The sequence below is a fragment of the Paenibacillus sp. J22TS3 genome (genome assembly GCF_018403205.1).
Lineage (GTDB): Bacteria > Bacillota > Bacilli > Paenibacillales > Paenibacillaceae > Fontibacillus > Fontibacillus tuaregi.
Genome location: NZ_BOSF01000013.1, coordinates 1 through 18,961, shown reverse-complemented (window position 1 = coordinate 18,961; position 18,961 = coordinate 1). Strand labels below are relative to the sequence as shown.

General features: G+C 46.8%; 17 protein-coding genes and 1 rRNA gene. 16 read left to right on the top strand and 2 right to left on the bottom strand.

The features are described 5' to 3' along the window. The first annotated feature begins 32 nt into the window (after positions 1-32). The 12 genes from rplQ (at position 33) to KJS63_RS25045 (ending at position 14,566) form a co-directional block, all read left to right on the top strand. On the top strand, positions 33-398 hold the full coding sequence (gene rplQ, locus KJS63_RS25100; RefSeq protein WP_068620364.1) for a 50S ribosomal protein L17: 366 nt from the start codon (positions 33-35) through the stop codon (positions 396-398). Positions 399-1,217: 819 nt separating this feature from the next. Then, positions 1,218-2,048 (top strand): tRNA pseudouridine(38-40) synthase TruA, encoded by an 831-nt coding sequence (truA, locus tag KJS63_RS25095; RefSeq protein WP_213621572.1) that lies wholly within the window; start codon positions 1,218-1,220, stop codon positions 2,046-2,048. A gap of 65 nt (positions 2,049-2,113) precedes the next feature. Next, the gene (locus tag KJS63_RS25090; protein ID WP_213621571.1) at positions 2,114-2,455 is read left to right on the top strand and encodes a TFIIB-type zinc ribbon-containing protein; all 342 of its coding nucleotides are present in this window, start codon (positions 2,114-2,116) and stop codon (positions 2,453-2,455) included. Positions 2,456-2,721: 266 nt separating this feature from the next. Next, positions 2,722-3,159, top strand: coding sequence for a 50S ribosomal protein L13 (rplM, locus tag KJS63_RS25085; protein WP_213621570.1), 438 nt, complete (start codon positions 2,722-2,724; stop codon positions 3,157-3,159). Between the two features lie 20 nt (positions 3,160-3,179). After that, positions 3,180-3,572 carry a 30S ribosomal protein S9 gene (gene rpsI / locus KJS63_RS25080; protein WP_068620356.1) on the top strand — a complete coding sequence of 131 codons (393 nt, stop codon included), beginning with the start codon at positions 3,180-3,182 and terminating at the stop codon, positions 3,570-3,572. A 238-nt stretch (positions 3,573-3,810) separates the two neighbouring features. After that, positions 3,811-7,794 carry a bifunctional 2',3'-cyclic-nucleotide 2'-phosphodiesterase/3'-nucleotidase gene (locus tag KJS63_RS25075; protein ID WP_244862771.1) on the top strand — a complete coding sequence of 1,328 codons (3,984 nt, stop codon included), beginning with the start codon at positions 3,811-3,813 and terminating at the stop codon, positions 7,792-7,794. Between the two features lie 78 nt (positions 7,795-7,872). Further along, positions 7,873-9,468, top strand: a complete 1,596-nt coding sequence (locus KJS63_RS25070) for an S-layer homology domain-containing protein (protein ID WP_213621569.1) — start codon at positions 7,873-7,875, stop codon at positions 9,466-9,468. A 221-nt stretch (positions 9,469-9,689) separates the two neighbouring features. Continuing rightward, complete coding sequence (locus KJS63_RS25065) at positions 9,690-10,382, top strand: phosphoadenylyl-sulfate reductase (protein ID WP_068620354.1); 693 nt, start codon at positions 9,690-9,692, stop codon at positions 10,380-10,382. 18 nt (positions 10,383-10,400) lie between these two features. Beyond that, the gene (gene sat / locus KJS63_RS25060; protein ID WP_213621568.1) at positions 10,401-11,567 is read left to right on the top strand and encodes a sulfate adenylyltransferase; all 1,167 of its coding nucleotides are present in this window, start codon (positions 10,401-10,403) and stop codon (positions 11,565-11,567) included. Between the two features lie 72 nt (positions 11,568-11,639). Beyond that, positions 11,640-12,410 (top strand): N-acetylmuramoyl-L-alanine amidase CwlD, encoded by a 771-nt coding sequence (cwlD, locus tag KJS63_RS25055; RefSeq protein ID WP_213621567.1) that lies wholly within the window; start codon positions 11,640-11,642, stop codon positions 12,408-12,410. 66 nt (positions 12,411-12,476) lie between these two features. Next, a complete protein-coding gene (locus tag KJS63_RS25050) occupies positions 12,477-13,574 on the top strand; it encodes an Mrp/NBP35 family ATP-binding protein (protein ID WP_213621566.1) in 1,098 nt (365 codons plus the stop codon). A gap of 77 nt (positions 13,575-13,651) precedes the next feature. After that, a complete protein-coding gene (locus KJS63_RS25045; RefSeq protein ID WP_213621565.1) occupies positions 13,652-14,566 on the top strand; it encodes a MerR family transcriptional regulator in 915 nt (304 codons plus the stop codon). A 228-nt stretch (positions 14,567-14,794) separates the two neighbouring features. On the opposite strand, the gene gerD is transcribed toward KJS63_RS25045, so the two are convergent. Then, a complete protein-coding gene (gene gerD, locus KJS63_RS25040; RefSeq protein WP_213621564.1) occupies positions 14,795-15,637 on the bottom strand; it encodes a spore germination lipoprotein GerD in 843 nt (280 codons plus the stop codon). Between the two features lie 129 nt (positions 15,638-15,766). Here gerD and KJS63_RS25035 point away from each other — a divergent pair, with 129 nt between their 5' ends. Next, entirely contained in the window at positions 15,767-16,351 is a 585-nt protein-coding gene (locus KJS63_RS25035) for a KinB-signaling pathway activation protein (protein WP_213621563.1), read from the top strand. Between the two features lie 116 nt (positions 16,352-16,467). On the opposite strand, the gene pdaB is transcribed toward KJS63_RS25035, so the two are convergent. Then, positions 16,468-17,277, bottom strand: coding sequence for a polysaccharide deacetylase family sporulation protein PdaB (gene pdaB / locus KJS63_RS25030; RefSeq protein ID WP_213621562.1), 810 nt, complete (start codon positions 17,275-17,277; stop codon positions 16,468-16,470). Between the two features lie 130 nt (positions 17,278-17,407). On the opposite strand from pdaB, the gene KJS63_RS25025 reads away from it, so the two are divergent. From KJS63_RS25025 to KJS63_RS25015, 3 genes are all read left to right on the top strand, one after another. Further along, entirely contained in the window at positions 17,408-18,025 is a 618-nt protein-coding gene (locus KJS63_RS25025) for a stage II sporulation protein M (protein ID WP_213621561.1), read from the top strand. Between the two features lie 266 nt (positions 18,026-18,291). Continuing rightward, positions 18,292-18,522, top strand: a complete 231-nt coding sequence (locus KJS63_RS25020) for a hypothetical protein (RefSeq protein ID WP_068620339.1) — start codon at positions 18,292-18,294, stop codon at positions 18,520-18,522. 314 nt (positions 18,523-18,836) lie between these two features. Next, positions 18,837-18,961 (top strand): 16S ribosomal RNA (locus tag KJS63_RS25015); the annotation flags it as partial.

The window sequence follows — 18,961 nt, the reverse complement described above, 5'->3', positions numbered from 1 at the left end:
CCTGCTAGCGTTTAGTAAAGGAGGGGAAAAACATGGCTTATCAAAAATTAGGACGTGATTCCAGCGCTCGTAAAGCATTGTTCCGCGACTTGGTAACTGATCTGTTCTTGTATGAACGCATTCAGACTACTGAAGCTAAAGCGAAAGAAGTTCGCTCTATTGCGGAAAAGCTGATTACGAAAGCAAAACGTGGTGACTTGCACGCTCGTCGTCAAGTAGCTGCATTCGTACGCCGCGAATCCGTAGACGGTGAACAGGATGCAATCCAAAAGCTGTTCTCGGAAATCGCAACTCGTTACTCTGAGCGTCCAGGCGGATACACTCGTATCCTGAAACTGGGACCTCGTCGTGGTGACGGTGCACCTATGGTTTACCTTGAGTTGGTAGACCGCGCATAACATTTGAGTTGACCCCCTAAATCCCCCTACTAGGGGGACCCCAAAGGGCGGTAGCCCTCTGGACACCCGCAAGTTTCTTGTGGATGGATTAGGGATACTCATAGAGAGCGACTTTCGCGGTGGAGCCCGGCTCATTCCCGCGGCTTTCAGCCCCGGGCGAGCCTTCTGGTTTGCGCGGGGTTTGCTCTATATTAGAGCTGCTCCTATGTGGTACAAGTGTAGCTCCGAAGCTAAGTTACTCTCTGTCAGCGGGCCCTGTGGACCCGGCTTCCAGAGAGTTTTAGTTTGTCTGGGGCTATTCTTCGAAGGAAGGCCCCCGGTCAGCGCGTCCTAAGGCCCCGACTTCCCGGAGGGGCAAGCCTGTGAGGGCGGACTCGAAGGAGAGTAGCTCCCAGCTCAGCGCGTCCCATGGGCCGCGACATCCTGGGGCGAGAGGCTGTGGACAGTTCGAAGAAGTAGAGCGGGTCCCGGAGGGACGGCAAGCGGCTTGCTATACCCAAGTCACTTCTAACCGCACAACATCTCTCCCTCTGCCAAAGATCAGCTTGTATCTAAACGCCACCATCCCAAGCGGGTCCCCGGAGGGGACGACAAGCGAATCCCAGCACGTACTCACCAAACACCGTCTCTGCCCTCTCTAGTCACTCATCCAGGTGTCCAGAGGGCGGAGCCCTTGGGGCCCTCCCTTAGGCAAGGGAGGGTTTGGGAGGGTTGTGAAGGTTGGTTGTGAAAGATTTTTTACCGATCTTTTTTAAAAGTCGTGTCCAGAGGGCGCAGCCCTTTGGAATCCCCCGCTGGGGGACTAAGGAGGATACAGCTTTGCGCAATCTCTGCATGACCGTTAGCTTTGACGGCACGAATTACTATGGCTTTCAATCCCAGCCTGACGGGAACACCATTCAAGACTATGTGGAGAAGGCTATCCATCAGTTAACCGGCGAACAGATTAAAATTATTGGTTCGGGTAGAACAGACGCAGGGGTGCACGCCTACCGGCAAATGTTCAATTTTCATACAGAGTCTGCGATTCCCATAGAGCGCTGGTGTCTTGCGTTGAATGGCCGTTTGCCGAAGGATATTGTTATTCTTGAAGCAAGAGAAGTGAAGCCGAATTTTCATGCCCGGCACTCAGCTAAGAGGAAGACTTACCGATACACCATTAATGCCAACCAATTTCCTGATGTGTTTCATCGTCATCTTCAGCTGCATCACCCAGGCGTTCTTAACGTGGAAGCCATGAAAGAAGCGGTAACATTTCTGATAGGAACACATGACTATACGTCGTTTGCCTCCCGTCATTCCACGAAGAAAAGCCACGTGCGTACGATCTATGATGCTCATATTGAAGTGGATGCATCCAAATGCCGTCCTGGGCATGCCAGGGATCAAGGTGTAATCGAGCTCTTCATTACAGGCAATGGATTTCTACAGCATATGGTTCGGATTATTGTCGGCACCCTACTCCAGGTGGGTGAGGGGAAGCGTACGCCTGCGGATATGAAGCGGATCCTTGAAGCTAAAGACCGAAGTGAAGCTGGACCTACTGCTGAAGGCAAAGGTTTGATGCTGTGGAATGTGGAATATGACTTTCTGGAGGATCAGCCTGAACCGCCATCTTTTCCCGTGGACGATGAAGATATATCGGAGTGAAACTTAGAGCGTGCTGAAACGTAACGATAAGGATAACTACGTTAAACTCTAAGGAGGCTAATGATATGTATTGTCCGTTATGTGATGGTGTTCAGCTGCGTGAGGTAGAGAAGAATGGGGTTTTAATTGATGTCTGTCCAAGCTGTAAAGGAGTATGGCTCGACAGAGGGGAATTGGACAAGCTGATGAGTCAGGTTAATGAACAGCGCCCCGCTTATGACGAATGGGTAGGCCAGCGTGAGCGGGATGATTACCGTAGACCACAGGACACTAATTACAGACCGGAATACGGCAAAGACCGGCATGACTCCCGCTATCCTAACCAAGGGGGACATGGGTCGCACGGACATTATCACAAGAAGAAGAAGTCTTCGGTATTCGACGTATTCGGTGACCTGTTCGACTAAGAAAACTCTGCAAAAAAACTTGATTCTGCGTACGAAAAATTGCTTGCGTAATATTCTCGTATCCTGTAGAATAAAAGTTGTGTTTTCTTGATGGCTATCCCACAGCCCCCAATCAGGAAGACCGCCAAAGATGTTTTATCAAGCAGTATTAACTACGACAAATGAACAACGAACGAAGATATATATGATGGAAATGAAGAGCTGGAAGAGCGCCATTTGTATCATAGTAACTTAGATTTCGGATGAGAATGAAGGAGGATCTTTTCATGCGTACCACCTATATGGCTAAGCCAAACGAAGTAGAGCGCAATTGGTACATCATTGATGCTGAAGGCAAAACTCTGGGTCGTCTGGCCAGTGAAGCTGCTGCTCTGATTCGCGGCAAGCATAAGCCACAATTTACACCGCACGTTGACACTGGTGATTTCGTTATCGTTATCAACGCTGACAAAATTCATTTGACAGGTAAGAAGATGGAGAACAAGAAATACTATCGTCACTCCCTGCACCCAGGTGGTTTGAAAGTGACAGTAGCTCAGGACCTTCTCAAGAACAAACCTGAACGTATGATTGAATCTGCAGTTCACGGTATGCTTCCAAAAACTCGCCAAGGTGAGAAAATGAAGCTGAGACTGAAAGCTTACGCTGGCACTGAGCATCCACATGCAGCACAAAAACCTGAAGTTTACGAACTTCGCGGATAATTAAAAGGGAGGACAGTTTCATGGCACAAGTACAATACTATGGGACAGGTCGTCGTAAACATTCGGTAGCTCGTGTTCGCCTTGTACCGGGTGAAGGACGCATTGTCATCAATAAACGTGATATCAATGAATATTTCGGTTTGGAAACACTCAAACTGATCGTTAAACAACCTCTTAACCTGACTGAAACACTGACTAACTATGATGTAATTGTTATTGCACATGGTGGCGGTATTTCCGGTCAAGCGGGTGCAATCCGCCACGGTATCTCCCGTGCTCTGCTGAAAGCAGACCCTGAGTTCCGTCCAGCTTTGAAGAAAGCCGGATTCTTGACTCGTGACCCTCGTATGAAAGAGCGTAAGAAGTATGGTCTCAAAGCCGCTCGTCGCGCTCCTCAGTTCTCGAAACGTTAATATCAGCAAAGCCCTTGGTCTTGTGGCCAAGGGCTTTTTTTTGCGTTTTTAACTGCAGCTGCATGAAGTTTGAACTTTACATAACTTTACACTCATTTTGAAATTAAGTTAAGTTTTTACTTATATAGACAGCAGCCCGTACATTTCTGCGTAACCCCCTTAACATACAGTCATTAAATTAATAATACGGGGCGAACTCCGTATAGTAACAGTACTCAAGAAGGGTGGAAAACAACGAATGGTATTAAATATTCGAAAAGGCCTCAGGAAAGCGGCGATCAGCTCGCTTGGACTCTGTGTACTTTCTACGCAGTTCCTGCTTGGGAGTGTGCACGCTGCGGCAACGGCTGAAATTGGAGCTGTGTCTTCACAGAAGGTATCTACAACGGCTGCAGCAGGCACGCAAGCTTCGGCGCGTTCTTTTGTTATTAGCAATCCTTCCATGACAACGGTTGGAGGGGTTAAAGCAACAGTACAAGTATCTCCTACCAGCAATCCGCATGATGGGGAAGAGGCTGTGGTATTTGAACTCTTTAACGGCACTACCCCTGTCGGTATTGCGGCTATGCAAAAAGATATTATTTCACCTGAGAAGTTGACAGTTCATTTTAATACAACAGGAAGCAACTTAAGTATGAAAGTCTATGTAGTTGATTCCTACTCGGGAGACTTAAATCAGGTTGGCAATAGCTTAGCTGACCCACTCGCCATTTCAGGATCGCCGGTAACTTCTAATGCTCTGAAGCTAAGAATTATGGAGACTACTGACATCCATACAAATTTAATGGCCTATGACTATTACAAGGATCAAGTATCTCCAACCGTAGGTTTGGTTAAGACGGCAAGCTTAGTTAAGCAGGCCCGGGATGAAGTGAAGAATACGCTGCTTGTAGACAACGGGGACCTGATTCAAGGTACACCACTGGGAACTTACGTCGCCAAAGTGGACGGGCTTAAGGATACAAACGCCGTTCATCCAGTATACAAAGCTATGAATTTGATGAAATATGATATTGCCACTTTTGGTAATCATGAATTCAACTATGGGCTTGATTTCCTTGAGAAATCCATCAAAAGGGCAAGCTTCCCGTATGTCAATGCCAATGTCTATGTGGATGATCACGACAACAACCCGGATAATGATCAGAACAAGTACACTCCATATAGAATTTTGGACAAAACCTTTATTGATGAAAAAGGAGTGGCCCAAACCGTCAAAATTGGTGTGCTTGGTTTAGTAACTCCTCAGATTATGGATTGGGATAAAGCCAATCTTGAAGGTAAAGTTACAACCAAAGATATTGTGGCAACTGCAGAGAAATTTGTTCCTCAAATGAAGGCCGAGGGTGCTGATATTGTCATTGCCCTAACCCATTCCGGCTTTGACGCGAATGCGAAGGCAAATACGCTGGCGGAGAATGCTATTTTGCCGTTAAGCAAGGTGAAGGATATTGATGCCATAACATTCTCTCATACCCATAAAGTGTTCCCAACCGGGGATAACAAGTCCTTGGATGTGATCTTCAAAGACGCGAATGGAAATCCAGTAGCAGGCGTGGATAATGTCAAAGGAACCATCAATGGTGTGGCAGCAGTACAAGCCGGTTATGGTGGTGCAGAGCTTGGGCTTATCGACTTGACGCTGGTGAAGGAGAATGGGAAGTGGAAGGTCTCCGACTCACAATCTTCTAATCGCGAAATTTATGACAAGGCAAGCAAAAAGGCACTGGTTGAAGCAGACCCAACCATTGAAAATGCGATTAAAGCGGAACATGAAGCCACTATTAAATATGCTAACGGGCCCATTGGGCAAACCACGTCACCGATTTACAGCTATTTTGCATTGGTGAAAGATGACCCGTCTGTCCAAATTGTAACCAACGCTCAAAAATGGTTTGTTGAGAAATATATCAGCACCAATGTTCCTAAATACAAGGATCTGCCAATTCTCTCAGTTGGAGCTCCATTCAAGGCGGGACGCAACGGACCGGAAGAATATACAGATATTAATGCAGGGCCAATCGCCATTAAGAGTGCCAGCGACTTGTATCTCTATGACAATACCCTTAAGGCAGTTAAAGTCAAAGGTTCTGTGGTCAAAGAGTGGCTGGAAATGTCAGCAGGTATGTTCAATAAAATTGATCCGGCTAAGACCGATGAGCAGCCTTTGCTGAATCCGCTGTTTGCTGTGTTTAATTTTGATGTCATTGATGGGGTAACTTATCAGATTGATGTAACGAAGCCGGCAAAATACAAAGCTGACGGTTCGATCAATGACGCCAACTCAAGCCGTATTGTTAATCTGCAATTTAACGGCAAAGCAATTGATCCAAACCAGGACTTCATCGTAGTTACGAATAACTACCGTGCCGGTGGAGGAGGTAATTTCCCTGGACTCAAAGGTGCAGAGCTGGTTGTGGATTCGGCGGATGAGAACCGTCAAATTCTGATGAACTACATCACGGAGCAGAAGAACATTAATCCTTCAGCAGACCATAACTGGTCGATTTCCCCGATTAATGACAAAGTGAATGTCACTTTCACTACGTCACCGGGGGCAGTTAAATATCTGAACGATCATAAGGATATTACGTATACCGAGAAGACCAATGATAAAGGCTTTGGTGTGTACAAGCTTTCCTTGGCGGATGGGAACACCCCTCCCGTGGACCCAGGTAATAAAAATGTAAAAGTTCAAATTTTGGGTATTAATGATTTCCATGGACAGTTGGACACCACGTCTAACTTTGGCGCGGGTGATGTGGGAAGAGCAGATTATCTGGCTGCCTATCTGAAGCAAAGAAAAGCCACTAATCCTAACACGCTGTTAGTTCACAACGGGGATTCCGTGGGGGCCAGCGCACCTGTTTCTTCTCTGGATCGGGATAAGCCTACTTTGGATTTCTTGAATATGATGGAATTTGATGTAGGTACGCTTGGCAATCATGAATTCGACCAAGGGGTTCCTGCGCTGCTTGCCCAGGTGAATGGTGGCAAGGATCCGATCAAACCGGAAATTGAATTTAACAAACTGAATTTTGATGTAATCAACGCGAATGCACTTTATAAATCTCCTACTGCAACGGACGATACTTATAATCCTATCGTTAAGCCTTATGTAATTAAAGAGATTGGCGGGGAGAAGGTCGGATTCATTGGAGTCGTTACAATGGCTACAGTGACCAAGGTATCCCCTAGCGCGTTAGCAGGAGTAAAGCTGGTTGACCAGGCTCCAGTCGTGAATGCGGCGGTAAAAGAACTGCAAGCTCAGGGTGTCCATGCCATTGTTGTACTGGCTCATGATCCGGCTAGTACCAAGAATAGTGTGACTACTGGCGAAGCTGTTGACTTGGCGAATGCGGTTGATCCGGATGTTGATGTGATTTTTGCGGGCGATAACCATGCCAAAGTCAACGATACGGTGAACGGTAAACTGATTGTTCAGGCTTATTCTTATGGAACGGCCTTTGCTGATATCGATTTGGAGATTGATCCGACTACTCACGATATCGTCAAGAAACAAGCCGATATTGTTGATGTTAAGCAGGATGGAATTACACCTGATGCGGAAGTTACTAAATTTATTGAAGATGCCTTAGCCAAATACCCGATCTTGGCTAAACCCGTGGGGACAACAACGGAAGCTATTACAAGAACGGATGCCTATAACGCTGAATCCGCATTAGGTAATCTCATTGCTGATGCAATGCGGGTTACTATGAATAGTGACTTTGCCTTTATGAATCCTGGTGGAATCCGTGCGGATCTCCCTAAAGGCGACATTAAGTTCTCAGATTTGGCGAAGATCCAGCCTTTCGGTAACTCGCTTGTCAAGCTGGAAGTGACTGGCGCCCAAATTAAAAAGCTTCTTGAGCAGCAATGGGGCTCGAAGCCAGATGGCAGCGCTGATACCAAAACACTTCAAATTTCCGGTTTGAAATACACTGCGGATTTCAGCAAGCCAATTGAGGGACGGGTGACCAAGCTGGTAAAAGCGGATGATCAGGAAACGCCGATTACTGATGACGGGATTTATACGATTACGGTGAATAACTTCATGGCGGCTGGCGGAGACAATTACAAGGTTCTAACAGAAGCCAAAGATATTACTACTGGGAATACGATTAACGATCTTGATGCCTTCTATAACTACATTGTCGATACATTTAAGGGCGGAACAATTACCTCAGAGCTGCAAGGACGGATAACTAACCTTAAATAATCAGAACTTTATTTCGGATATCGGACCTGAGATTACATATCTCAGGTTCGGTAACTTATTGGAAAGGGGCATTTATACTTGAGGAAGAACTCAATTAAATTCGTATTGTTGGGCCTTCTGCTTACAACCTCGTTCCCCGCAACCATTTATGCGGATAATCAGCTTGTGCAGACGGATAAAGTTACGTTGAATTCACTCAGTGGTTCTTATCAGCGCGGAGGTTTGGTGACTATAGCAGGTAAGACATCTTTAACCGAAGTGACAGTAAAAGTCTTGGCACCGGATGGAACTATACTGTTCTTTGATGTTGCTCCGGCAGCAAGTGGGGCTTTTAGTACCTCATTCACCCTTCCGGATACATCGGTCTTTGGCACTTACCAGGTGGCGGTAGGTAAAGGAAACGAGGTTAGCAGTGCAGCATTTAATGTGATCCAGAATGGTGGCTCCGGTGGTAATAATGGAGGAGGCAATTCCGGGGGCGGCAGCAACGGGGGCCAGCCATCCGCAAGCACTGGCACCAACAATGGTAAAGGCACAACTACAACACCGAGTGTGAACTCAGCAATTGAAGTCAAGGCTGCGGATATTCCAAAACCGCAAAACGGTGTAGTTACGATTAAAGTGGCTATCCCGCAAAGTCAAAGTGCGGGAGAAGTGCTGCTGCCGGCGAATCTCGGCCAACTAACCGGAGACAGCAAGGTTGAGTTGATCTGGGATACAGCTTCCATCGTTATCCCGAAAGAAGTTGTTCAAAGCTTGTCCAATTTGATTCCCGCTGACAAGCAAAACGGATCTTATATCGTTCTGCAGGTTGGAAGTCTAAAATCAGAACAAGTTAAACCGATCACAGATTCGAACGGCACAAAGGGAGCTTCTTACCAATTGGCGGGTGCAGCTCAGGAACTGTCCCTGGTGGTTAAAGACAGCAGCGGGAAAACCACCAAGCTGGACCAGCTCAGCCAGCCAGTGACCGTTAGCTTCCAATTGAACAGTCAAGCGAATCAAGCCTTGGCGGGAATTTATTATATAACCGATCAAGGGAAACTTGAGTATGTAGGCGGGAAGATCTCAGGGAACACCATTACAGCAGAAGTTCCCCATCTCGGCCAATATGGCGTTTTTGCTTATGAGAAGAATTACAGTGATATCCCTGCTTCCCACTGGGCATCCAAAGTCATTCAAGAGCTTACAGCTAAGCATGTCATCCAAGGCGTCACGGAGACTTCTTTTGCTCCGGAGAAGGACGTAACCCGGGCAGAATTTGCCGCCATGCTTGTTAGACAGCTTAAGCTGAAAGCAACTACTCCGGTTCAATTGGAGGATGTGAAGCCAGGCAGCTGGTATGCCGATGCTATTGCTGCAGCGTATAGCAGTGGACTGGTAAAGGGAATCAGTGATACGAAATTTGGTCCAGATCAGAAGATCACCCGTGAAGAGATGGGTGTGATGATTGTCAAGGCACTGAGTCTGGCGACAGGTAAGACGGGGGGAAGCGCCGAGCTTTCTTTTGCAGATAATAAAGAAATTAGCGGCTGGGCTAAAGATGCGGTTAGCACGGCTCTTAGCGAAGGTCTAATGAAAGGAAGATCCGCAGGTAATTTCGCTCCGAAGCAGCGGGCTACCCGGGCGGAAGCCTCCCAAGTCATCTACAATCTGATTAACAAACAGCAGTAACAGAAACAGCTTTAAGAAACCCCTCCAGGTCGTGAAGACGATCAGAGGGGTTTTTGCTCCTATTTAAAATAAGCCTAATTCGATTAATTCCTGGTGGAATTCCTGTATAAGCCATTGACATCATAAGTAAAAGATTTATACTATTAACAGTAATTCTTATTCGTTTAGTTGGTTTTTATCGCTTTATTTCTTTATTACATTAAACTTTGGGGGTACGACATATGAATCTGATGGAGAAAGAGGACTTGGTCAAGGTTAAGGCTGAAGAGCTGGAGACAGCCTCGCCGCAGGAAATTATCGCTTGGGCTGTTGAGACCTTTCCTAATATTACGTTTGCCTGCAGCTTTGGGGCGGAAGATGTCGTATTGGTGGATATGCTCCGCAAGATCAGCACTACCGCAGATATTTTCTATTTGGATACCGATTTCCACTTCAAAGAGACATATGAGACCCGTGATAAACTTGCTGAGCATTACAACATTGATTTTGTTCGTGTATCTCCTAAGCTGACTCCAGAAGAACAGGCTAAGGAGCATGGGGATCAATTGTGGCTTAGCGATCCTAACGCCTGCTGTAATATCCGCAAGGTGGAACCGTTAACCCGTGTACTATCCAATTATGAAGCCTGGATTACCGGAATCCGGCGGGATCAGGCTCCGACCCGTGCCAATGCGAAGAAGGTTGAATACGACTATAAATTTGGTCTGATCAAATTTAATCCAATTGCGGACTGGACCACCGAGGATGTATGGAACTATATCCGCGAGAACGAGATCATTTATAACCCGCTTCATGATCAGAACTTCCCAAGCATCGGCTGCGAATACTGCACACGGGCCGTAATGCCGGGTGAAGACCCACGTGCCGGACGCTGGGCGAATTCTGAGAAGACAGAATGTGGACTTCATAAATAAACGATAGGAGAGAATGTCATGACAGCCATTTTGCCTCATGGAGGAACCCTCGTACAACGTGTTGTTGAAGGGGGAGAACGGGACAAGCTTTTGGAAACGGCCAAAGGGCTGAAGTCCCTGACGATTAACACGTGGACGATTTCTGACCTGGACCTGATCGGAGTGGGTGCATTCTCTCCACTGACCGGTTTTCTGAATGAAAATGATTATAAGTCGGTAGTAGACCGTATGCGTCTGGCTGACGGAACGGTATGGAGCATCCCGATTACCCTTTCCGTTGAGCCCTCAGATGCGGCGGGACTTGCGGTTGGGGATAGAGTAGCTCTCAAGGGCGAGGACGGGGTCATTTACGGGTTGATTGATGTGGAGAGCATCTATACGGTCGATCAGGCCGAAGAGGCGCGTAAAGTGTTCAAAACCGATGATCCCGAGCATCCCGGAGTTAAGAAGCTGTTTGACAGATCCTCCACTTATGTGGGTGGACCGATTCAGGTGCTGACCCGTCCTAAACCAGGGAAGTTTGAAGAGTTTTATTTTGATCCGGTACAGACCCGGCGGATTTTTGCCGAGAAGGGCTGGAGAACGGTAGTTGGCTTCCAGACCCGGAATCCGGTTCACCGGGCGCATGAGTATATTCAGAAGAGCGCTATGGAAATCGTGGATGCTCTGTTCCTTAATCCATTGGTGGGTGAGACGAAATCGGACGATGTGCCTGCCAATGTACGGATGAAGAGCTACCTGGTGCTTCTTGAGCATTATTATCCGGCGGATAGAACCTTCTTAGGCGTATTTCCTGCAGCGATGCGGTATGCCGGTCCGCGTGAAGCGATCTTCCATGCCATGGTACGGAAAAACTACGGCTGCACCCATTTCATCGTCGGCCGGGATCATGCCGGGGTAGGTGATTACTATGGCACCTATGAGGCACAGGAGATCTTCTCCAACTTCACTGCCGAAGAGCTTGGCATCTCACCGCTGTTCTTCGAGCACAGCTTCTTCTGCACCAAATGCGGCAACATGGCTTCAAGCAAGACCTGCCCGCATGCGAAGGAAGATCATATGACCTTGTCGGGTACGAAGGTACGCGGACTCCTGCGTGACGGAGTATGTCCGCCGCCGGAATTTACACGTCCTGAAGTGGCACAGGTGCTGATTGAAGGCTTGAGTGAGCCTGTAAATTCTTAAGGTTATATTTGTCCATCTCCGCCCATATAGATGATTAGAATCATTTATGGGACGGGGGTGGACTTTTTTTGTATGAGCCAAGATAAGAAGAATGTGACCGTCTGGATACCGATCAGCTATATCAAGCGGGCCCTTATCGGACTTGCCCTAGTTGCGGTCATTGCCGGGGTTGCGGCCTATGAGGTTCCCGCATCAAAGGTGTGGAATTATTGGGGGCTGCCGCTTGCCGGACAAGTTATTGCCCTGGATGCGGGCCACGGCGGGGTGGATGGCGGTGCAGTGAGTAAGCAGGGAGTCATTGAGAAGGATATCAATTTAGCCGTGACCTTGTATTTAAGAGATTATTTGCAGCAGGCTGGGGCCGTGGTTGTTCTAACCCGGGAAGATGACAGGGACCTCGCTAACCCTGATACCAAGGGCTATAGTAAGCGTAAGACCGAGGATCTGCAGCAGCGCCTTCGTTTTATCCAGGGCAAGGAAGCAAAGCTGTTTGTCAGTATCCATATGAACAGTATCCCTTCAGAGCGGTGGAGCGGGGCACAGACGTTCTATCCCAAGGGCAATCAGGACGGCAGTACCCTAGCTGATCTTGTACAGCAGGAGCTCAGAAGAAACTTGGAGAACACGGACCGGGTGGCCAAAAGTGCGGATCACATCTATCTGCTGCAATCTCTAAAGATCCCTTCCATCCTCGTGGAGGTAGGTTTCCTATCACACCCGGCTGAGTCCAAGCTTCTTGCAGATCAGGAGTATCAGAGAAAAGTGGCATCCTCGATTTATAAAGGGATTCTCAGGTACAGCTCGGGAGAGAAGCCAAGCTCTTCCACAGACAGCGCCTCATAGTGGTATAATGGACTTGGAACTAAACCTAAGGCATATATCTCACAAAATAAAGTCGAGGTGCTACTATTGTTATCAAGAGAACAAGTTCTGGAACAGCTTCGCCCTCTAATTGAGCCTGCGACGAAGAAGACGATGGTTGACCTGCAGTGGATCCGCGATATTATGGTCAAGGAAGACCGTGTATCTTTAACTGTAGTGAATGCAAGCATGGACGAGCAGACTAAGCTAAGCTTTGAACGTCAGATCAAGGAGCTTATTGGCGAGGCTGGCGTTGCCGATGTCCATATTCGCTTTAGGGACGCCTCTGAACGCGAGTTGGAAGAAGCCGGGATCAAACATCCTGAGCAATCCGGGGAGCGCTTTAAAGGACGCGGAGAAGGTCTTGAGGCCCTGCCTTTGCTTGATCCTGCTTCGAAGGTGAACTTCATTGCTGTTGCCAGTGGTAAAGGTGGTGTGGGCAAGTCTACCGTCACTGTTAACCTGGCTGTCGCTTTGGCCCGTCAAGGGAAGAAGGTTGGCTTGATTGATGCCGATATATATGGATTCAGCGTGCCCGATATGATGGGCATTGAGGAATCCCCAGTCGTTGTGGAGGGAGCAATTCAGCCAGTTGAGCGCTTTGGTGTAAAAGTCATGTCTATGGGCTTCTTCATTCAAGAGAACAGTCCGGTGATTTGGCGTGGGCCTATGCTCGGCAAGATGCTTCGCCAGTTCCTTACTGATGTGCAGTGGGGAGAACTGGATTATCTTCTGCTTGATCTTCCGCCAGGAACAGGGGATATTGCGCTGGATGTACATCAGATGCTGCCTCAGAGCAGAGAGATTATTGTAACCACCCCACATGCTACCGCCGCATTTGTTGCTGCGCGTGCTGGCGCGATGGCGGTACAGACCCAGCACGAGGTACTGGGTGTCGTTGAGAATATGGCATATTATGAATGCTCCGATTGCGGCAAGCGTGACTACATATTCGGCCGTGGGGGCGGGGCCAAGCTAGCAGAGAATCTCCATTCCGAATTGCTGGCTCAAGTTCCGCTTGGAGCGCCTGACAACCATATTTCCGAAGCCGATTACTCACCTTCGGTATACAAGGCGGATAGTGCCACCGGCGCAATCTATGCGGATGTGGCGGTACAAGTTATCCGTAAATGCGAACAAGACTGACCCTTGGGCCAGTCTTGTTTTTTTATACACATTACCTATAAAAAGAATTGACCATCCCCTTAGGGGTTAGCTTATCATTGTTTCGAGGTGATAAAATGCTAATAAAGGAAGCCTGTAGAAAAAGTAATCTTACGAAAAAGGCCATAGAATATTATGAAGCCAAGGGGCTGATTTCTCCTGGAATTCTTGAAAATGGCTATCGGGATTATAACGAAGAAGACATACTTACTTTGAAAGAAATATCGGTTTTGAGAAAGTGCGAAATAGGTGTTACGGATATTAAAAATATATTGAGGAGCAAAAATAAATCCGCCGCATTGGCAAAATGTAAGTACGTTACAGAAATAAGGCTGCAACGGCTTCAAACTGTTCAGCAATGTATGGGAAATCTGATTAGTAGTTACGATATTGAAAGAGAGTTTGACTATTTGCTATCCCATGATGAAGATTTGCTGACTATAAAAGAAAGACTCGTTTTGGCTTTTCCCGGTGACTATGGACTGTTCTTGTCATTGCATTTTGGCAGTTTCTTGTACGGAATTATTGATACAGATGACAAGCGTAAAGCCTACGATGAAATCATCGACTATCTGGATAGTGTGGAATTGTATTTACCTTCAGAATTATCTGACTACTTAGAAGAAACTTTCACGTTGAACGAAAGACTTAATGTCGAGCAATTTGTGGATACAACCAATAAAGCTATGGCTGAAATGTTAAATAATACAAACGATTATTTAACCCAGCACCATCAAGAGATCGAAGAATATCATGCTTATCTAAAGTCAGATAAATTTCTAAATTCCCCCGTAGCAGCCATGCAAAGAAAGTTACGGGATTTTCAAAAACAAAGCGGCTATTATGAACGGTTAGTCGATAATCTGAAGGTGCTTAGTCCGAATTATGCAAAATATCTTACGGAAGGGGAAACAGCGAATGAACAGTTTTTTCGCATATTCCCGAATTCAAAAGATATTTATGGTTTAAATTAACCCCAGACCCTCTTTGTTCTGCGGATATCCTATTATCTTGCCTCAGCCGCCCGAAAAGAACCAGTCGGAACGTCCAGCGCCTAAACGCATGAATAGTGTAACCGTTAAGCTTTTGACTGGCGTTTGTCGCTGCCATTCCGTGTTCTTTCGGGAGGCTGGAGATACGGAGAAGAAACGCGCAAAGCAGCTAGGGAAAAGGAATGAAGCAGCTATACGCTAATCACTTGGCTAGCTACCGCCCCCGCCTCCACCAGCTCCTTTACCGCCCCCGCCACTGCTTTCCTTGGACTGATTCTGTCCTTCTGATCCACCTTGACCGCCTTTACCCCCGCCCTCAGATTGTTTCTCAACTTTAGGGATTAACTGTTCCTGAACAACGGTCTTTAAGAGATCCATAACCTCCATTTTAAACAAGGGACTTTGCATGGACTCCTGCATCACCGTCATCGACTGTTTGCGGTAGTCCGGAGTTTTCATAAGATCCAGGAACATCTTCGAAATTTCCGGGGATTTCATGATTTCGCTAACGGACTTTTGATACGTCGGATCTTTGATTAAATCCATATGCAGCTGTTTGCTTTGAGTGTTGATCACCTTCGCGAAATCGCCGGCAAATTTCGGATCGGTCATGATCTTTTCGATTTCCTTTTTGTATTCTGGTGAAGTGATGGTTTCTTTTACGGCAGAGCGCACCTGATCCGCTGTTTGGGGAGCAAGAAGCATTTTAATTCCCATGCCGCCTCCCGATCCTCCGCTTGAACCTCCACTTGAACCGCCGCCTGATTCACCGCCTGAGCCGGAACCTCCACCGGAAGATCCAGAGCCTGAGCCGGATTCACCTCCGCCTCCGCCGCTTCCCTCGCTGCTTCCGCTGGTGCCTGAGCTGAGTGCTTCCATGATGGCTTTTTTGCCGTCATCTGTTTTGAGAATATCCAAAACCATGCTTTTGGTGTCTTTGTATCCTCCGCCTTGTGAGGAAGAAGAGGAGCTTTGTTCAGAACCGCATGCAGTCAGCGGAAAAATGATCATACAGAGCGTGCACAATAATAGGCGGAATCTCGTCCGTTTCATGGTTCCTTTCCTCCTTCTGAGAATGATTGTGTGTAGTATGTGAACTGCAAAAAGGAATTATGTCGGGAAAGGAATGGTTTTTTATTATAAACGTTGGTAAAATAAATCGGAGTGGGGGGCGAAACGACATTGAATCTGAAAAGATGGCTGTATTTATTTTGGACAACGCTTGCAATCGGGGCGCTTTGCTCGTTAATCGCAGGTGAAATCCTGAAGCTGAGTCAAGGCGGAGGCTTCAAGGACACGGCAGATTTCTTTATTTATGTGGGTATCCTTTTAGGTGTGGGGATCATGGTGAGTGTGTACTCACAAATGGGCTTTTTTGCTTACCTTATGATGAATTACATGGGTACCGGTGTGTTCTCCAGAAGGACATGGCAATATGTTCAGCTGTTCTTGACCGCACTAGCTCTGCTTGAGCTGATGTTCTTCCGGATTTTTGTCAGTGGGGATAACGGTGGAATTTCAGATATTCTTTTAGGTGTTCTTATCCTGGCGGTGGCCGTTGTTGTCTCTTATTTCAAGGCAAGAGCCACGAATGCAAGTGCATGGATTCCAACGCTCTTCTATATGATAGCGGGAACTATTGTGGAGATGGTGGGGGTACTCAAGATCCAGGTAAGCTTCGCAACCACATTAATCCTGGTTCCATTAATCGCCTGTAATGCTTATCAGATCCTGCTGCTGCATAGGATTGTCAAAAGAAGCTCTTAAGTCTAAACGTATCCAAGTCCGGCGGGCATGCCGGGCTTTTTTCATACCTGCCGGCCCATTCATAAAATAAAAAAAGGCCCTGATCATTTACAGGACCCTGGTTTTTCAGATGGAAGTTAGAAGCCTGCTGCAGTCTCAAGCTGCTGGTTCACCCAAGCCTGATCGCGAACCTCGGCACCTTTTGCACTAGATTGGTTTAGCAGCTCGGATACCGTGACGAACTCATAACCCTTCTTTCTCAGCTCGTCAATAATGATCGGCAGGGCCTCATGAGTTTGTTTGCAGGAATCACTTGCGTGTAGAAGGACGATGTCTCCTGGATGAGACTTGCTAACCACACGGTTTACAATCGTGTCCACACCTTTATTCATCCAATCCTGGGAGTCCGTGTCCCACTGAATCACCTTGTAGCCAAGTTCGTCTGCTGCTTTAAGCACCTTTTTGTCAAAATCGCCGTTGGGCAGACGGAGTAATTTGGGTTCTTTCCCTGTCAGATCGGTTAGAATAGAATGGGCAGTTTTGATTTGTTCTTTAATCTCCTCTTCTTTAAGACTGCTGTAGTTGACATGCTTGTGTCCGTGACTGCCAATCTCGTACCCTTGGGATTGAATGGCTTTTACAATTTCCGGATGGGTTTTGCTCCATGGTGAAGAAAGGAAAAACGTGGCATTCTGTACCCCCTTATCCTTCAGCACTTTAAGGATGGGCTCCGGTCTTTTCTCACCCCAACTGATGTCGAAGGTCAAGGCAATGATTTTCTTGTCCGTGGAGACACTGTATACGGCCGAAGGGCTGCCTCCTTCGGAGAAAACCGTGATATTATCACTCTCCACATAAATGACCCCGGCGGCGAACAGGGCAGCCGCGAAAACAAAGAAAAAACGCTTTATTTTCTTCCCGTTCAAGACATAGAAGAAATTGTTCATGCTTTCATAAACCCCTCTCGTCAACAGAATAATGAATTTCGCGCAGGGCTCTAATTCACTTTGTACAATCTATGCTCGTACCGCATGACTTTATTACTGCACGTACAAAAGACTAAGGAGGCAAAAAGCCATGTTATCATTACGCCAATTTGGCGCACATCTAAAAAACGCCAAAACACCTCTGATTTTTGGAGTTCTCCTCTTTGCGGTTGGAATCGCACTGGGGATGATGAATGCGGAGGCATTACAGCAGGTTGTGATCGGACAAATCGAGGGACTCCGGGAAACAAGTCAGAGATTAGCGAAGAATCCGAATCCGGAGTTCAGCTTCTTTTTGTTTATCTTTTTTAACAATGCCATAAAAGGCGTGTTGATGATTTATTTGGGTATGTTTGCAGGCATCATCCCCGCCTTTTTTCTGATCATTAATGGCATGGTGCTCGGTTATCTGATTGAGCTGCAGTCTGTACAAGGCGCGAGTATAGCCGACCTGGTTATTCGCGGATTGCTTCCTCACGGGATTATCGAAATCCCAGCTATAATTATTGCCTCTGCGATCGGGATGAAGTTTGGACTCATTTCGCTGCGCCGCTTAGGAGGAGCATTGTCTGGCCGCTCAGACAGGGGCCAAGGCGAGTGGAGGCAGTTTTTCAAGTCAACCCTGAATGTTTCCTTCTGGATTGTCATTCTTCTGTTTATTGCGGCGATTATCGAGAGCACACTGACCTTTCATTTAATGAAATCCTAAAATAAAAAGCAGCTTATTCATATTTTTCCATAAAATTGTGCATAACAGTAAAGCGGTTGCGGGAAAGAAGTTTATTAATAAGATAAGGATCGAACAAAGATGGTTTCCGATAGCGGAAGCTAAAACCCTTTGTTTAGTCTATACAAGCTGGAAGGAGCCTCATCCTCTATCCGACAAAGGTAATTCGAAGCGGTTGACTCTTGGTAATAGACGCACCCTTGTAACGGCAATAATCGAAATCTGCAGGATAAAGGAGCTGAGTGGTTATGTTGGGGATGCTATTTAACGAGAAGGAATGCAAGGAACTTGATTACGTTCTCCGTAAAGAACTGGACGAGATGCTTCTGGATATGGGGGATACCCGTCTTGATCAGGAGATACGTCACGCAATAGCCAGCCGCTACAAAACGGTTTTCCGAATGTATGCCCGTTTCGCTCCTTCCAAAGAGCTGTCGAAGTATGCATGGAAGGGCCGCTTTCCACAAGTCAAGCACTAACTGGGTACATCTGTTTATTGACTTGGATGTTTGGAATATGATAAGTTATTTCTCGTTCCGCTTTTGGCGGGACGGGAGTAACTGCAGTAGACTTTTAGAAGTTGAGAAAAAACTTTTAAAAAAACTATTGCAAAAAACAGTGAACCTATGATATATTATAAAAGTCGCCGCTGAGACAACGCGGTGATGAACAAAAGCGAGTTTGATCTTTGAAAACTGAACAACGAGTGAGATACAAGATTGAAGAACTTCGGTTCTTTGATCGAATGAGAATTAATTTTCTCGTCAGATTCAAAATGAGCAAGTCAAACACTTTATTGGAGAGTTTGATCCTGGCTCAGGACGAACGCTGGCGGCGTGCCTAATACATGCAAGTCGAGCGGACCTAATGGTTTCCTTCGGGAAACCGTTGGGTTAGCGGCGGACGGGTGAGTAACAC

Bases quoted from the DNA above. Each gene is read 5' to 3' on its own strand.
- sat (WP_213621568.1), top strand. From the start codon at position 10,401: ATGACAGCCATTTTGCCTCATGGAGGAACCCTCGTACAACGTGTTGTT.
- gerD (WP_213621564.1), bottom strand. From the start codon at position 15,637: ATGAAACGGACGAGATTCCGCCTATTATTGTGCACGCTCTGTATGATC.
- cwlD (WP_213621567.1), top strand. From the start codon at position 11,640: ATGAGCCAAGATAAGAAGAATGTGACCGTCTGGATACCGATCAGCTAT.
- pdaB (WP_213621562.1), bottom strand. From the start codon at position 17,277: ATGAACAATTTCTTCTATGTCTTGAACGGGAAGAAAATAAAGCGTTTT.
- KJS63_RS25065 (WP_068620354.1), top strand. From the start codon at position 9,690: ATGAATCTGATGGAGAAAGAGGACTTGGTCAAGGTTAAGGCTGAAGAG.
- rplM (WP_213621570.1), top strand. From the start codon at position 2,722: ATGCGTACCACCTATATGGCTAAGCCAAACGAAGTAGAGCGCAATTGG.
- rplQ (WP_068620364.1), top strand. From the start codon at position 33: ATGGCTTATCAAAAATTAGGACGTGATTCCAGCGCTCGTAAAGCATTG.
- KJS63_RS25090 (WP_213621571.1), top strand. From the start codon at position 2,114: ATGTATTGTCCGTTATGTGATGGTGTTCAGCTGCGTGAGGTAGAGAAG.
- KJS63_RS25025 (WP_213621561.1), top strand. From the start codon at position 17,408: ATGTTATCATTACGCCAATTTGGCGCACATCTAAAAAACGCCAAAACA.
- KJS63_RS25075 (WP_244862771.1), top strand. From the start codon at position 3,811: ATGGTATTAAATATTCGAAAAGGCCTCAGGAAAGCGGCGATCAGCTCG.
- rpsI (WP_068620356.1), top strand. From the start codon at position 3,180: ATGGCACAAGTACAATACTATGGGACAGGTCGTCGTAAACATTCGGTA.
- KJS63_RS25020 (WP_068620339.1), top strand. From the start codon at position 18,292: ATGTTGGGGATGCTATTTAACGAGAAGGAATGCAAGGAACTTGATTAC.